13 protein-coding genes are annotated in these 13344 nt (G+C 70.8%); 7 read left to right on the forward strand and 6 right to left on the reverse strand.

Annotated features, from left to right (window positions below):
• Positions 1-131: 131 nt before the first annotated feature.
• The 4 genes from MKK64_RS12590 to hemB all read right to left on the reverse strand — a co-directional run bounded on the left by MKK64_RS12590 (position 132) and on the right by hemB (position 3448).
• On the reverse strand, positions 132-620 hold the full coding sequence (locus tag MKK64_RS12590) for an RDD family protein (RefSeq protein WP_243935256.1): 489 nt from the start codon (positions 618-620) through the stop codon (positions 132-134).
• 77 nt (positions 621-697) lie between these two features.
• On the reverse strand, positions 698-1750 hold the full coding sequence (locus tag MKK64_RS12595) for a methyl-accepting chemotaxis protein (RefSeq protein WP_243935258.1): 1053 nt from the start codon (positions 1748-1750) through the stop codon (positions 698-700).
• 253 nt (positions 1751-2003) lie between these two features.
• Positions 2004-2336 (reverse strand): hypothetical protein, encoded by a 333-nt coding sequence (locus tag MKK64_RS12600; protein WP_243935259.1) that lies wholly within the window; start codon positions 2334-2336, stop codon positions 2004-2006.
• Positions 2337-2374: 38 nt separating this feature from the next.
• Positions 2375-3448, reverse strand: coding sequence for a porphobilinogen synthase (gene hemB, locus MKK64_RS12605; protein WP_147843353.1), 1074 nt, complete (start codon positions 3446-3448; stop codon positions 2375-2377).
• Between the two features lie 314 nt (positions 3449-3762).
• Between hemB and MKK64_RS12610 the strand changes: the two genes are divergently transcribed.
• The 4 genes from MKK64_RS12610 (at position 3763) to ldtR (ending at position 6746) form a co-directional block, all read left to right on the forward strand.
• Positions 3763-4461, forward strand: a complete 699-nt coding sequence (locus MKK64_RS12610) for a hypothetical protein (protein WP_243935261.1) — start codon at positions 3763-3765, stop codon at positions 4459-4461.
• An 88-nt stretch (positions 4462-4549) separates the two neighbouring features.
• Positions 4550-5614: an enoyl-CoA hydratase/isomerase family protein gene (locus MKK64_RS12615; RefSeq protein ID WP_243935263.1), complete on the forward strand. Its 1065-nt coding sequence runs from the start codon at positions 4550-4552 to the stop codon at positions 5612-5614.
• On the forward strand, positions 5614-6069 hold the full coding sequence (locus MKK64_RS12620) for a DUF6163 family protein (protein ID WP_147727218.1): 456 nt from the start codon (positions 5614-5616) through the stop codon (positions 6067-6069). Before MKK64_RS12615 ends, MKK64_RS12620 begins: the two co-directional genes overlap by 1 nt.
• A gap of 164 nt (positions 6070-6233) precedes the next feature.
• On the forward strand, positions 6234-6746 hold the full coding sequence (ldtR, locus tag MKK64_RS12625) for a transcriptional regulator LdtR (protein WP_147727217.1): 513 nt from the start codon (positions 6234-6236) through the stop codon (positions 6744-6746).
• 145 nt (positions 6747-6891) lie between these two features.
• On the opposite strand, the gene pqqA (MKK64_RS12630) is transcribed toward ldtR, so the two are convergent.
• Positions 6892-6981 (reverse strand): pyrroloquinoline quinone precursor peptide PqqA, encoded by a 90-nt coding sequence (pqqA, locus tag MKK64_RS12630; RefSeq protein WP_243935266.1) that lies wholly within the window; start codon positions 6979-6981, stop codon positions 6892-6894.
• 70 nt (positions 6982-7051) lie between these two features.
• Entirely contained in the window at positions 7052-7141 is a 90-nt protein-coding gene (gene pqqA / locus MKK64_RS12635) for a pyrroloquinoline quinone precursor peptide PqqA (protein WP_243935268.1), read from the reverse strand.
• A gap of 481 nt (positions 7142-7622) precedes the next feature.
• On the opposite strand from pqqA (MKK64_RS12635), the gene mgtE reads away from it, so the two are divergent.
• The 3 genes from mgtE to MKK64_RS12650 all read left to right on the forward strand — a co-directional run bounded on the left by mgtE (position 7623) and on the right by MKK64_RS12650 (position 13331).
• Positions 7623-9023 carry a magnesium transporter gene (gene mgtE, locus MKK64_RS12640; RefSeq protein WP_147843416.1) on the forward strand — a complete coding sequence of 467 codons (1401 nt, stop codon included), beginning with the start codon at positions 7623-7625 and terminating at the stop codon, positions 9021-9023.
• 128 nt (positions 9024-9151) lie between these two features.
• A complete protein-coding gene (locus MKK64_RS12645) occupies positions 9152-9481 on the forward strand; it encodes an Hpt domain-containing protein (RefSeq protein ID WP_243935270.1) in 330 nt (109 codons plus the stop codon).
• Positions 9482-9554: 73 nt separating this feature from the next.
• On the forward strand, positions 9555-13331 hold the full coding sequence (locus MKK64_RS12650) for a PAS domain S-box protein (RefSeq protein WP_243935574.1): 3777 nt from the start codon (positions 9555-9557) through the stop codon (positions 13329-13331).
• Positions 13332-13344 lie beyond the last annotated feature (13 nt).

Below are 13344 nucleotides of genomic sequence, written 5' to 3' on the forward strand. Positions count from 1 at the left end.
TCCTGCGCCGGGCCGCCGCTGCAGTGTAACGCGGCCGTGGCCGCGCTCAATGGGTTGCCGGCCAAGCCGAGGCGACAATTTCGCCGCGCCGGTCCGCGCGGCCGAAACCGTTTGCCGGCGCGGTCGCGACGTCAGCCGGCGCGCACGACGGCGAGGCCGAGGAGCACGTCGTGGCCGAGGCGGCGATCGCTGCGGACCAGGCCGAAGGCGAGATCGACGAACCACAGCAGGAAGGTCGAGATCGCGACGTAGAACAGCAGCGCGTGGACCGCGGCGGTGATCAGGTCGACCGGCCGCCCGGTCTCCGGCGCGACGACGCGCAGGCCCATCATCCGCATCCCGAGCGTGCTCTGGCGCGAGCCGCCGACGGTGATCGCGCTGTAGATCACGCCGCTCGCCGGCAGGACCGCGAACAGCGCCCAGCCGAGGCCGAAGGTGACCACGCCGAGGAAGGCGATCGCGACCCAGAGCAGGACGCTGAAGCCGAGGATGAACAGGATGTCGAGCAGGTAGGCGACCGTGCGGCCGCCGAGGCTGGCGCGGACCGCCGGCATCGTCACGGGGGGCAGGTAGCTCGGCGCTTCGAACGGGCGGGCGTAATCGGAGCGGGGGTTCAGCATGGCCGTGATCTCGCGTGACGTCGCTGGACCGTCACATGGGAATCGCCCCGATCTCCCTCAAGGCCCGCCCCCTCGGCTCAGCCGGCCGCCTGCTCGATGACGCCGCACCAGCCGAGGCCGGCATAGGTCTCGTAGCCGGGCGTGGCGTGGTACGCGACCAAGCGCCCCTGGGGATCACGGTAATGCCCGCTGGCGGCGGCGTCGACCTGCAGCGGGTAGCGCTCGGTGAGGATGCCGCGGCCCCGCGAGCAGGCGATGACGCGATGGCGCGCGTCGAGCAGCATCACGCGGCTCGATGCCCGCTCGTCGGGCGCGAGGCGGACACCCTCGACGATCGCGCGGGCCTGCGGCTCCCAGTCGAAATGGATCGCGAGGTAGCCCAGGGGCTTGCCGTGCGCCTCGCCGTCCGCGCGGACCGAGGCGACGTAGGTCGCGACCTGCGCACCGCCGAGCCCGGCGCAGCGCGCGATGTCGGCGACCGCGAAGTCGTCGCCCGAGGTCAGGGCGCGCGCCTTGGCGAACCACGCCTCGTTGCGGACGTCGCGGCCCTGGACGGCGAAGCGGTCCGGGCGCCCGCCGGCGATCACGCGCCCGTGCAGGTCGCACAGCCAGAGGTCGAGATAGACCGTGTAGGACGACAGGATGACGCCGAGGCGCCGGCTCGCATGGGCGGCGGCCGCCTCGGTCGGATCGGAGGCGGCGTCGACGATCGCGGCATCCGTCGCCCACCAGCGGACGTCGCAGGTGCGCTCGTAGAGATTGCGGTCGATCACCTCGACGGCGTTGAGGGCGAGATCGACGCAACGCGTGGCGCGGGCGTGGTCGGCGAGCTGGCCGACGGCGCGGGTCAGCGTGTCGACGCCGTCGCCGAGCTTCGTGCCCAGCGCCGAGGCGAGGCCGTCGATCTCGCCGGCGACCTGGCGCACCTCCTGCGCCACCACCGAGAAGCCCGCGCCCTGCGTGCCGGCATGCGCCGCCTCGATCATGGCGTTCATCGCCAGCAGATGCATGCGGCGGGTGATGGTGTTGATCGCGCCGATGCTGGCTCGGGTCGAGGTCTTCAGCTGGCCGGTGGAGCGGTCGACCAGTTCCGCGAGGCCGACATCTTCGGAGATGCGCTGGGGGACCATGGAATTTCCTGGGCGCGCCGCCGCGGGCACGCCGACGCGTACCTATGGGGAGAAGGTTGTATGAATCCGTAGTGAAATAGACTTAGGACTGTAATATTTTCACAAATCTTAAAAGCTCGAGGCATGGGCTGCTGTTAATTTTTGCTGGCTTGAGTTGTAATTGCTTCTCTTGCAAGCAAGCCGCCGTTCGTCTGCCTCAAAACACGTCACCGTAGAGACTACGTGACGCTAACCTCCTTCGAGCGCCGAGCGCTCAAGGTATCTTCTGCTTGGGCTCATCGGCGTCCGGCGTGTCGAGATAGTAGCGCTTGAGCAGGTAGAGGGAGGCCTCCGACAGTGTCGTGCGGTCGGTGGAGATGCCGTCGAGCACGGCCCCGGCGTTGAAGCGGCACAACGCATAGTGGGGATGGTGACCGAGCACGTAGTCGACGCGGATGCTGTCGGGGGCCGCGCCGGTGCCGGCGCGCAGGATCCGCACCGCCGTCTCGTCCGGCACGAGCGCGGGCACCGCCTTCCGGCAGATGGACAGGCGCTGGCGCTGCACCGCGCTCTCGCAGGCGCCGAGACCGCCGAGAAATCCGAGCACGATCCCGAGGGCGACGACCCCCCTGCCCCGCCGGCGCCTCACGCCCCGGTGCGCAGCCGCTCGGCGACGCGGGGGGCGTAGTAGGTCAGCACGCCGTCAGCGCCGGCGCGCTTGAAGGCGAGCAGGCTCTCGACCATGGCGCGCTCGCCGTCGAGCCAGCCGTTGCGGCTGGCGGCCTCGATCATCGCGTACTCGCCCGACACCTGGTAGGCGAAGGTCGGCACGCCGAATTCGTCCTTCACCCGGCGGATGATGTCGAGATAGGGCAGCCCGGGCTTCACCATCACCGAATCGGCGCCCTCCTCCAGGTCGAGGGCGACCTCGCGCAACGCCTCCAGGCCGTTGCCGGGGTCCATCTGGTAGGTGCGCTTGTCGCCGACGAGCGCCGCCTGCGTGCCGATCGCGTCGCGGAACGGGCCGTAGAACGCGCTGGCGTACTTCGCCGCGTAGGCCATGATCTGCACGTCGAGGAAGCCGGCCTTGTCGAGCCCGGCGCGGATCGCGCCGACGCGCCCGTCCATCATGTCGGAGGGCGCGATGATGTCGGTACCGGCCTCGGCCTGGATCAGGCTCTGCTCGACCAGCAGAGCGACGGTCTCGTCGTTGAGGATCGCGCCGTCCGAGAGCAGGCCGTCATGGCCGTGCGAGGTGTAGGGGTCGAGGGCGACGTCGGTCATGATGCCGATCTGCGGCACCGCCTTCTTCACCGCGCGCACCGCCCGGCAGACGAGGTTGTCCGGGTTCAGGGCCTCGGAGCCTGTGGGGTCGCGCAAGCTCGCTTCCGTATAGGGAAAGAACGAGATCGCCGGGATGCCGAGGCGAGCGGCGCGCTCGGCGTCGCGCACGATCTCGTCGACGCTGAGGCGCTCGACGCCGGGCATGGAGGCGATCGGCTCGCGCCGGCCCGTCCCCTCGATCACGAACATCGGCCAGATCAGGTCGTCGACCGTCAGCGTGTTCTCGCGCACCAGCCGCCGCGACCAGTCGGCCTTGCGGTTGCGGCGCGGACGCTGGGTGATCTTCAGGCCCTCGGCGCGGGTCCCCTCCCGCGCGGTCTCCACGGCGAGCGGGCGCGGCCGGGGCGTGTCGTCGGAAGCGTGTTCGAAGGGCATGGGATCGCGTTCGCTGTGATCGGTTCGCGGGTGGCGCGGCGTAGCATAAGTGGCGGGGCGGGCGAAGCCGGCGAAGCGCCGCGACGTCACGAGCCGCCGGAGGCGCCCCGCCCGCAGCGCGGCAGCGTCCCCGAACGGTTCACGCCTGCGTGACGCCGTCGCCTCGGCACGTGACATCCCGCAGCGGATCGGAATTCTTTCACATCGCTCCGGCGTTCGATTCGCCGGTCGAGGTGTTGGTCGGGGGGCTCATGACGGCATCGTTCACGCTCGAGGGGATCATTCCGGCCGCGTACGGACGGAGCTTTCGCGCGATGCGCGCGCTCGGGCCGGCGACGGCGATCGCGTTCGTGATCCTGCTCGCGGGCGACGGCGCGGAGGCCCTGATGCGCCACGAGAACGACGTGCCCGCCGTGACCGGATGGTGGCTGCTGCTCCATGCGGCCGTCTTCGTCCTCGTCGCGCCCTACAAGGTCCGGCTGTACGAGGTGATGTGGGACGTCGGGCCGCCGTCGATCCCGAAACCCGGCGCGCGGCGCCGCGCCATCCTCAACGTCGTCGCCCTCGATCTCCTGCTCTTCCTCGGCGGAGCGGCCTGGCTCTGGAACCTCCATGATCGGCTCGGGATCCCCGTCCTCCTTGTTCTGGGACTGCTTGTGCCGAGCTGGTGGATCTGCATCCGGCTCACGCTGGCCGGCCCCGCGCTCGCCCTCGGCGCCCTCGGCGTCCTCCCGCTCAGCCTGTCGGGCGCGGTCTCGGCGACGAAGGGACGGGTCTGGGAAATCACGTTCGCCGGGCTTCTCGTCGGCGCCGTGCTCCTGCCGGTCCTCCTGGCGATCATCGCGGCGACGCTTTGGCTCCAAGCGGCCGTCGTGAGGTCGGCTCTGATGAAGCCGGCCCTGATGAGCCCGGTGAATATCCTGTCCCTTGTCACCAGCATCGCGGTCCAGGCCGAACTCTACCGCCGCATGGGTCTGCCCTCCGCATCGCACGCGGACCCAGCGCCGGCCTGACACCCGCGCCGGTGCCCGGCGTTGACGCCCGGGCCGGTACGGCCTCTAACCCCCGCTGAGCGGACACGCGGCGAGAGGATCGAGAGACGTGAGCGGAGCCGAAGCGGCCAACGACGAGATCCGGTTCGAGCGGCGGGGCGCGCTCGGTCTCGTCACCCTCGACCGGCCGAAGGCCCTGAACGCGCTCTCCCTCGGGATGATCGGCGCGCTGCACGCGCAGCTCGACGCCTGGGCGTCGGATGCCGGCATCACCCGCGTGGCGATCCGCGGCGCCGGGGGGCGCGCCTTCTGCGCCGGCGGCGACATCCGCCACATCCACGCCTGCGGCCAGGCGGGACGCTTCGACGAGGTGTTCGCGTTCTGGCAGGCCGAGTACCGCCTCGTCGCCCGGATGCAGCGCTACGAGAAGCCGATCGTCGCGCTGATCGAGGGCGTGGTGATGGGCGGCGGCGTCGGCATCTCGCTCCACGGGGCCCACCGCGTCGCCTCGGAGACGTATGTCTTCGCCATGCCCGAGGTCGGGATCGGCCTGTTTCCCGATGTCGGGATGACCTACGCCCTACCGCGCCTGCCCGGCCGCGTCGGCACCTATCTCGCGCTCACCGGCAGCCGGGTCGGCCCGAGCGACGCGCTCGCCCTCGGCCTGGCCACCGCCTACGCGCCCGCCCGGGATTTCGCCGCGATCCTCGACCGGCTCGCCCAGGGCGGCCCGATCGCGGCCGCGCTCGAGACCAGCGCCGCGCGCCCGCCGACCGGGCCGCTCGTCGCCGAGCGCGGCCTGATCAACGACGCCTTCGCCGCCGACGACGTCGCGGACATCCTGCGACGGCTGGACGGCGCGGCCGCATCGGGCTCGACCTTCGCCGCGGAGACCGCGGCCGTGATGCGCACCCGCTGCCCGACAAGCCTGTGCATCGCCCGCGAGCAGATGCGGCGCGGGCTGGATCTCGATTTCGCCGACGCGGTGCTGACCGAATACCGCCTCGTCACCCGCCTGATGCGCGGGCATGACTTCTTCGAGGGCGTCCGCGCCGTGCTGATCGACAAGGACGGCCGGCCGGACTGGCGGCCGGCGACGCTCGAGGCCGTCGACCACGCCGCGGTCGCCGCTGCCTTCGGGCCGTCCGAGGCGCCGGAGCCTCGGTTCGCCTGATGCGCAAGGTCGGACGCATCACCCGCGGCAGCGCGGTCGGCGAGGCCCCGAGCGACCGCATCGAGCGGCGCTCGGCCGCGCCCAAGAGCACCTGGGACACGGTGCTGGTCTGGTTCATGCGGCTGACGGCCCTGGCGTGGCTCGCCAAGAGCGTGCTCTCCTTCGCGACGATCCTCGATGTGGTGCCGGGGCACCGCCCGTTCGCGCTGGAGCCGTTCGGGCGCCAGGCGGCGCTGATCTACTTCGCGGTGATTGACGCCAACGCGGCGATCGGCCTGTGGCTCACCAGCGCCTGGGGCGGCGTGGTCTGGCTGCTGGCGGTGACCTCGATGCTGACGCTCGCCGTCCTGACGCCGCAACTGTTGCAGACGCCGCTGATTCTGGTCTTGGTCGAGTCCAGTATCGTGATCTTCTACTTCGTTTTTTCTTGGCTCGCGGCACAGGAAGCGCGGTAAACGAGTGGTTATACGAATCACTTCACTTTGCATTTACCGACAGAAGTAAATCGCGAATTCATCCTGTCTCTTAGAGCGGTTTTCATCCCCGCCGCCTAGTTTCACCCCATGAGCGGTGCCGGACGGCAGAAGGCTCCGGCAAAACAATTCGGGCGAGGCACAAGATGAAGTCCCAGGCCGTCAAGATCTCGGATACCAACACCGCTCCCGAGACCGGAGCCGTCGCCGGCTCGTATCTCGAGGCCCTGCACCTCGTCGAGCGCCTGCACCGCCGCCTGCTCGACGTGATCAAGGACGAGTTCGAGCGCCGCGGCCGCGAGGACGTCAACAGCGTTCAGGCGCTGCTGCTCTACAACATCGGCGACAAGGAACTCACCGCCAGCGAGCTGCGGACCAAGGGCTACTACCTCGGCTCCAACGTCTCCTACAACGTCAAGAAGCTGGTCGAGGCCGGCTACCTGCACCACGCCCGCTCGAAGACCGACCGCCGCTCGGTGCGCATCAGCCTCACCGACAAGGGCCGGATGGTCCACGACATCATCCAGGGCCTCTACGACAAGCACGCCCGCACCATCCAGCCGATCGGCGGCATCTCCGACGACGATTTCGGCCGGCTCAACACCGCCCTCAGCCGCCTGGAGCGGTTCTGGACCGACCAGATCCGCTACCGTCTGTGAGACCTCGGTTACGCCGAACACGACGAAGCCGGCCGCCCGCGAGGGACGGCCGGCTTCGTCGTTTCACGCCCGGCACCAACGCAAAACGCCGCCCCCGAGGGAGCGGCGCTCACGAGACCGGCCGCATCGGCGGCCGATCGAAAGCTCAGTTGAAGGTGTCGATCTCGGCCGACTCGTAGCTGGTGACTTCCATGCCGACGCAGATCTCGGAAACGACGGGGGCGGACCAAGTCATGTGAATTCTCCTGAATGGGATGCGGGCGAAAGGGACGTCTTGCCGGCTCGCTCGCGAGCCGGTCATCGGCTCAGTTGAAGGTGTCGATCTCGGCGGACTCGTAGCTCGTCACTTCCATGCCGACGCAGAATTCCTGAACGATGGGGGCGGACCAAGCCATGGCGTTTCTCCTCGTGAACTTCGATGACCGGAAGATAGGCGATACCTTGGGCGCAATACAAGCGGGCGCTACACTTATATTTCTCATAGGATCGCCGAGAGAGCGCTTGGTCGCCCCGGCATTCATCTCCAAAACGCTGAATTCGGCTTTCCGATCAGGTAGATGGTGTCGGTGGCGCCAAATCGCCAACCCCATTCCGCCCCCTGCCGCCACGCCCTCTCCGAGGGGCGCGCTTTCGGCTTGACGCGTCGCACCGCCGGGCGCACAGGCTGCCGCGCGCGGAGACGGCCGTCGGCATCCGCGCACGCCATTCCCACGAAGATCCGATGCCCAGCGACACGCCAGACCGATCGTCCGAGCCGTGGCCGGCCGCACGCCGCGATCCCGCCTGAGCCCCTGAAGGGCTCGCGCCGGGCTCCGCCGCGCAGCCGGTCGCGGCCGGTGCCGCACGGCGCGCCGCCGGGCCCGCGAGGCGAGGCCCATGGTTGAACAGGTCCCCCCCCTGCCGGTCCCCGACGCGGTCGTGCCGATCGATCCGCGCGTCGACCCCTCCGTCCTGGCTGCGCGCCTCTCCGACGAGCGTGCGCCCGACATCGTCGAGGCGCTGAACGCCGAGGCGCCGGAGGTCGCCGCCGCGATCCTGCTCGGCCTGCCGCACGATCGCGCGATCGAGGTGCTCGACCAGCCCGAGCTCGACGACGCCGCCGACATCATCGAGATGCTGCCGCGCGACCGTGTCGCCACCTACCTGTCGGGCATGTCGGCCGACCGCGTCACCGACGTGTTCCGCGAGATCGAGGAGCCCGGCCGCTCGGACCTGCGCGCCCGCCTCGACGCCGAGACCCGCGGCGCCGTCGACCGCCTCAGCGCCTACGGCGAGGAGACCGTCGGCTCGCTGATGACCACCGAGTTCGTCACCGTGCCCGGCACCTGGACCGTGGCGCAGACCCTCGACCACATCCGCCGCGTCGAGAAGACCCGCGAGACGATCTACGCGATCTTCGTGCTCGACCCGCGCACCCGCGCGCTGACCAAGGCGGTGCCGCTGCGCCGGCTGATCTCGGGCAACCCCGAGGACAACGTGCTCTCGGTCGCCGCCGGCCGCCGCCCGCTCGCGGTGTCGCCGACGGCGAGCCGCGAGGAGGCCGCCCGGCTGATCTCGAAATACGACCTGCTCGCCCTGCCGGTGGTCGACGCGGTCGGCCACCTGATCGGCATCGTCACCGTCGACGACATGATCGACGCGATGGTCGAGAAGCAGACCCAGGACGTGCAGCGCTTCGGCGGCATGGAGGCGCTGCCCGAGCCCTACATGGACATCGGCTTCATGACGATGATCCGGAAGCGCGCCGGCTGGCTCTGCGCGCTGTTCCTCTCCGAGATGCTGACCGCCTCGGCGATGCAGGGATTTGAGGGCGAGCTCGAGAAGGCGATCGTCCTGACGCTGTTCATCCCGCTGATCATGAGCTCGGGCGGCAATTCCGGCAGCCAGGCGACCTCGCTGCTGATCCGCGCGCTGGCGCTGCACCAGATCCGCCTGCGCGACTGGTGGCGGGTGGCCCTGCGCGAGCTGCCCACCGGCCTCGTGCTCGGCGGCATCCTCGGGGTGATCGCCGTGGTGCGGATCGCGATCTGGCAGAAGACCGGCCTGTACGATTACGGCGAGCACTGGCCGCTGGTGGCGGCGACCGTCGGCGGCGCGCTCGTCGGCATCGTCACCTTCGGGTCGCTGTCCGGCTCGATGCTGCCGTTCCTGCTGCAACGGCTCGGCTTCGACCCGGCGACCGCCTCGGCGCCCTTCGTGGCGACGCTCGTCGACGTGACCGGCCTCGTCATCTACTTCTCGGTGGCGTTGCTGATCCTGCGCGGCACGCTGCTCTAGCGCCGCGTCCGCTGCCGTTGCCGACCGGTCGGCAACGGAAACTTCGCAGTCCGGGCCGACGTAGGGCGGACGATGCAGGCGTCGTCCACGAAGGCGCCGCCGGCAAGACGTGACTTCGGAGCGCGACCGTGACCCTGCCCCTGCTGAGCCGCCCGGTCCTCGACGACCTCGGCGGCGTGATCGGCGCCGAGAAGCTCCGGCGCCTGATCGTCCGGTTCACGGACAGCCTGCGCACCGCGTTCCCGGCCGGAAGCCGCCCGCCGGGCGAGATCGCGCGGGAGGCGCACACCCTGATCTCGATGTCGGGCATGCTCGGCTGCGAGCGGCTGTCCACGGCCTGCCGGGCTCTCGAAGCGGAGGCGAAGGACGGCGCCGACCTGGCGCCCGCGCTCGCCGAGATCCGCGCCCTGCGCGACGAGACCGTGCGCGCGCTGGAAGACGTCGCGCAAACGTCCTGACGCTGCGCCGCGTATTCAGTTTCGTGACGATCGGCATGCCACGGTCGCGCGGAACGGGTTCTGGGTGAGCGGGATGATGGTGGCGACGACGCAGATGCCGGAACGACGGAGGGTCGGCCTCGTGCCGAATCGCCTCGCCGGCCGGCTGCCGCAAGCGCTCGTGGCGACGGGGGGCCTCGTCTTCCTCGCGCTCGTTTGGCTCGGCCTGCTGTTCCATCTTGAGCAGCGCCGCGAGGGCGAAATGCTCCAGGCGCGGCGCGACGTGCTGAACCTGTCGATCGCGCTGGCCGAGCAGGTCTCGCGCCTGATCGAGGGCGTCGACCAGGTGATGCGCCTGATCGAGGCCGACTACGCCGACGATCCCGAGACCTTCGATTTCGCCCGCTGGTCGAAGCGCGCCACGATGCTGGCCGAGAGCGCGCGCCAGATCGCGATCTTCGACGCGAACGGCGACCTCGTCGCCACGCGCGACGCCGTGCCCTCCGCCCTCAGCAGGACCAACGTCGCGGACAGGCCCTACTTCCGGTCGCTGGCCGACAATCCCGAAGCCGGCCTCTATGTCGGGCGCACCATCCGCGGCCGCCTGATGGATACCTTCACCTTCAACCTCGCGCGCCGGCTGACGCGCCCGGACGGCAGCTTCGGCGGCGTCCTCATGGTGGCCGTCGACCCGGACTACCTCGCCCGGCGCTTCAAGGCGCTCGACGTCGGCGCCGACGCGGTCGTCGGGCTGTTCGGCCGCGACGGCTACGTCCGTATCCGCGAGCCGGCGATGCCGGGCATGTACGAGCGCGACCTGTCCCGGCGGCTCGACGGTCAGGGCCTGTTCGCGCGCCTGTCCGAGGCGCCGGCGGGAACCTACGCGGTCGAGAGCGGCCTCGACGGGCGCGCGCGCATCTTCGGATATCGCGCCACGGAGAACCTTCCGCTCGTCGTCACGGTCGGCAAGTCGGTGGAGGTCGTGCTCGCGCCGCTCGTCGCGGAGCGGCGCAACGCGCTGGCGGTCGGCGCGGTCGCGAGCGCGGTCATCCTGCTCGGATGCCTGGTGCTGCTGCGCGAGCTCGAGCGCCGGCGGCGGCGCGAGGCGCTGCTGGTCGAGACCCACCGTGCCCTCGGCGAGGCCGAGACGCTGTTCCGCGGCGTGTTCGAAAACGCCACCGACCACCTCTTCGTCCACGCCGTCGCGGCCGATGGCAGCTTCGCCCTCGAGACCCTGAACCCGAGCGCCGCCGCGCTGATCGGGCACTCGCAGCAGGCCGTCCGCGGCAAGACCCCGGAAGAGGTGATGCCGCCCGACATGGCCGCGATCGTGCGGGCCGACATCGAGGGTGTGATCCGCTCCGGCGAGCCAGCGCGGCGCCAGGAGGAGCGGGTCGGCGGCGACGGGACCCACCGCTTCGAGGTGATCTTGGTGCCCCTGCGCGAGGCCGGCGGCCGCCGCGTGGCGCGCGTCTTCATCAGCGTGCGCGACATCACCCATCTGCGCCGGGCCGAGGAGGCGATCGCGCTGAGCGAGGCGCGCTACCGCCTGCTCGCCGACAACGCCAGCGACATGATCGTCCAGGTCGGCCTCGACGGCCGGCGGATCTACGCGTCGCCGGCCTCGCACGCGCTGCTGGGCCTGGCGCCGCAGGACCTCGTCGGGACGCGGCCGGAGGACGAGGCCCATCCCGACGACGCAGGCGCGCTCTCGGCGATGATCGCCCGCCTCTCGGGAGGCGAGGCCGAGACCGCGGTGGCGACCTATCGCCTGCGCCGGGGCGACCGCTCCTACATCTGGGTCGAGGGCTCGTGGCGCCTGGTGCGGGACGCCGCCGGCCGACCCGCCGGCTTCGTCGCCTCGGTCCGCGACGTCGATGCGCGCCATCAGGCGGAGGACGCCTTGCGGTCGAGCGAGGCGCGCTACCGGGCGCTCGCCGACACGCTGCCGCAGCTCGTCTGGATCGTGCGGGCCGAGGATGGCCTCGCCGCCTACGTCAACCAGCGCTTCGAGGCCTATTACGGGCCGATCGGGACCGGCCTTGCCGAAAGGCTCGCGGCCGACCACCCGGACGATGCCGGGCGCATGGAGGCGGCCCGGGCGGCGGCCGTTCGCGACGGGCGCGGGCACGAGATCGAAGGCCGGCTGCGCCGGCACGACGGCACCTATCGCTGGCACAAGATCGTGATGATGCCGATCCGCGAGGCGGGCACCATCGTCGGCTGGCTCGGCACCGCCCTCGACATCGACGACATCATCACCGCGCGCCGGGCCCTGGAGGAGACCAGCGACCTGCTGCGCCTTGCCCAGGACGCGGCCGAGGCGGGCTCCTGGGACCTCGACCTCGTCGCCGGTTCCGTCCTGCTCTCGCCCGAGAGCGCGCGGCTGCACGGGCTGTCGAGCACCGAACCCCTGCGCATGCCGATCGAGGCTTGGAAGGCCCTGGTGATGCCCGAGGACCGGGAGCGCGCCCTGGCGGACGCCGCCGAGGCGATCGCCTCGCGCCGCAGCTTCGTGATGGAGTTCAGAATCACGGGCGGCGACGGCGTCGAGCGCTGGCTGCAGAGCATCGGCCGTGCGTACTACGATCCCGCCGGGCGGCCCGTGCGGGTGATCGGCCTGAACCTCGACGCGACCGATCGCAAGCAGGCCGAGCTCGCGCTGCAGGCGGCCAAGACCGCCGCGGAGGCCGCGCGCCTGGAAGCCGAGCGCGCGAGCCTCGCCAAGACCGACTTCCTCGCCGCGATGTCCCACGAGATCCGCACCCCGCTGAACGCGGTGATCGGCTTCACCGACCTGCTGGCGCGCTCCGAGCGGCTGGCGCCCGACCTGCAGCGCCACGCCGAGCTGGCGCGCTCGTCGGGCTCCGCCCTGCTCACCGTGGTCAACGACATCCTCGACTTCTCGAAGGTCGAGGCCGGGGCGATCGATCTCGAGCAGCGCGCCTTCGCGCCGGCGGCGCTGGCCGACAACGGCCTGTCGATCGTGCGCGGGCTCGCCTCCGCGAAGGGTCTCACCGTGATCGGCCGGATCGACCCGGACCTGCCGCCCAGCCTCGTCGGCGACGAGGCCCGGCTGCGCCAGATCCTGCTCAACCTCCTGAACAACGCGGTAAAGTTCACCCGGCGCGGCAGCGTGACCCTCGCGGTGCGCCATGCCGGCACCACGCCCGCCGGCGAGACCATCCGTTTCAGCGTCAGCGATACCGGCATCGGCATCCCGCAGGCCAAGCAGCACCGGCTGTTCGAGCGCTTCTCGCAGGTCGACAATTCGGTGAGCCGCGATTTCGGCGGGACCGGCCTCGGCCTCGCGATCTGCCGGCGCCTCGTCGAGCTGATGGGCGGGACGATCGGCGTCGCCTCCGACGACGGCGAGGGCTCGACCTTCTGGTTCACGGTGACGCTGCCGCGCGGCGTCGACGTCGACGCACCTACCGCCGTGCCGGCCGTCGTCGCGTCGCACGCCACCGGGCACATCCTCCTGGTCGAGGACGTCGAGATCAACCAGGAGCTGGCGCGGCTGGTGCTGGAGGCCGCCGGCCACACCGTCGACGTGGTCGCCGACGGCGCCGCCGCCGTGATGGCGGTGGAGGACGGCGCGTTCGACCTCGTGCTGATGGATGTGCAGATGCCGGGCATGGACGGCATCACCGCGACGCGGATGATCCGCCGCCTGAAAGGCCCGGCGGCGAACGTGCCGGTGATCGCGATGACCGCCAACGTGCTGCCGGCCGAGGTGCGCCAGTTCCGCGAGGCCGGCATGGACGACCACGTCGGCAAGCCGTTCGACCGCGCGGTCCTCTACGCCGCCATCGCGCGCTGGCTTCCGGGCCGCGACGCCGCGCCGGTGCGGCGGGCCGTGAACGGCTGACCCGGATCGCGGC

The sequence above is a fragment of the Methylobacterium sp. E-025 genome, from assembly GCF_022829705.1.
Classification (GTDB): Bacteria; Pseudomonadota; Alphaproteobacteria; order Rhizobiales; family Beijerinckiaceae; genus Methylobacterium.

Excerpts from the sequence above, each read along its gene's own strand:
- MKK64_RS12590 (WP_243935256.1), bottom strand. The coding sequence starts at position 620 with ATGCTGAACCCCCGCTCCGATTACGCCCGCCCGTTCGAAGCGCCGAGC.
- MKK64_RS12595 (WP_243935258.1), bottom strand. The coding sequence starts at position 1,750 with ATGGTCCCCCAGCGCATCTCCGAAGATGTCGGCCTCGCGGAACTGGTC.
- hemB (WP_147843353.1), bottom strand. The coding sequence starts at position 3,448 with ATGCCCTTCGAACACGCTTCCGACGACACGCCCCGGCCGCGCCCGCTC.
- MKK64_RS12610 (WP_243935261.1), top strand. The coding sequence starts at position 3,763 with ATGCGCGCGCTCGGGCCGGCGACGGCGATCGCGTTCGTGATCCTGCTC.
- MKK64_RS12620 (WP_147727218.1), top strand. The coding sequence starts at position 5,614 with ATGCGCAAGGTCGGACGCATCACCCGCGGCAGCGCGGTCGGCGAGGCC.
- ldtR (WP_147727217.1), top strand. The coding sequence starts at position 6,234 with ATGAAGTCCCAGGCCGTCAAGATCTCGGATACCAACACCGCTCCCGAG.
- pqqA (WP_243935266.1), bottom strand. The coding sequence starts at position 6,981 with ATGACTTGGTCCGCCCCCGTCGTTTCCGAGATCTGCGTCGGCATGGAA.
- pqqA (WP_243935268.1), bottom strand. The coding sequence starts at position 7,141 with ATGGCTTGGTCCGCCCCCATCGTTCAGGAATTCTGCGTCGGCATGGAA.
- mgtE (WP_147843416.1), top strand. The coding sequence starts at position 7,623 with ATGGTTGAACAGGTCCCCCCCCTGCCGGTCCCCGACGCGGTCGTGCCG.
- MKK64_RS12650 (WP_243935574.1), top strand. The coding sequence starts at position 9,555 with ATGATGGTGGCGACGACGCAGATGCCGGAACGACGGAGGGTCGGCCTC.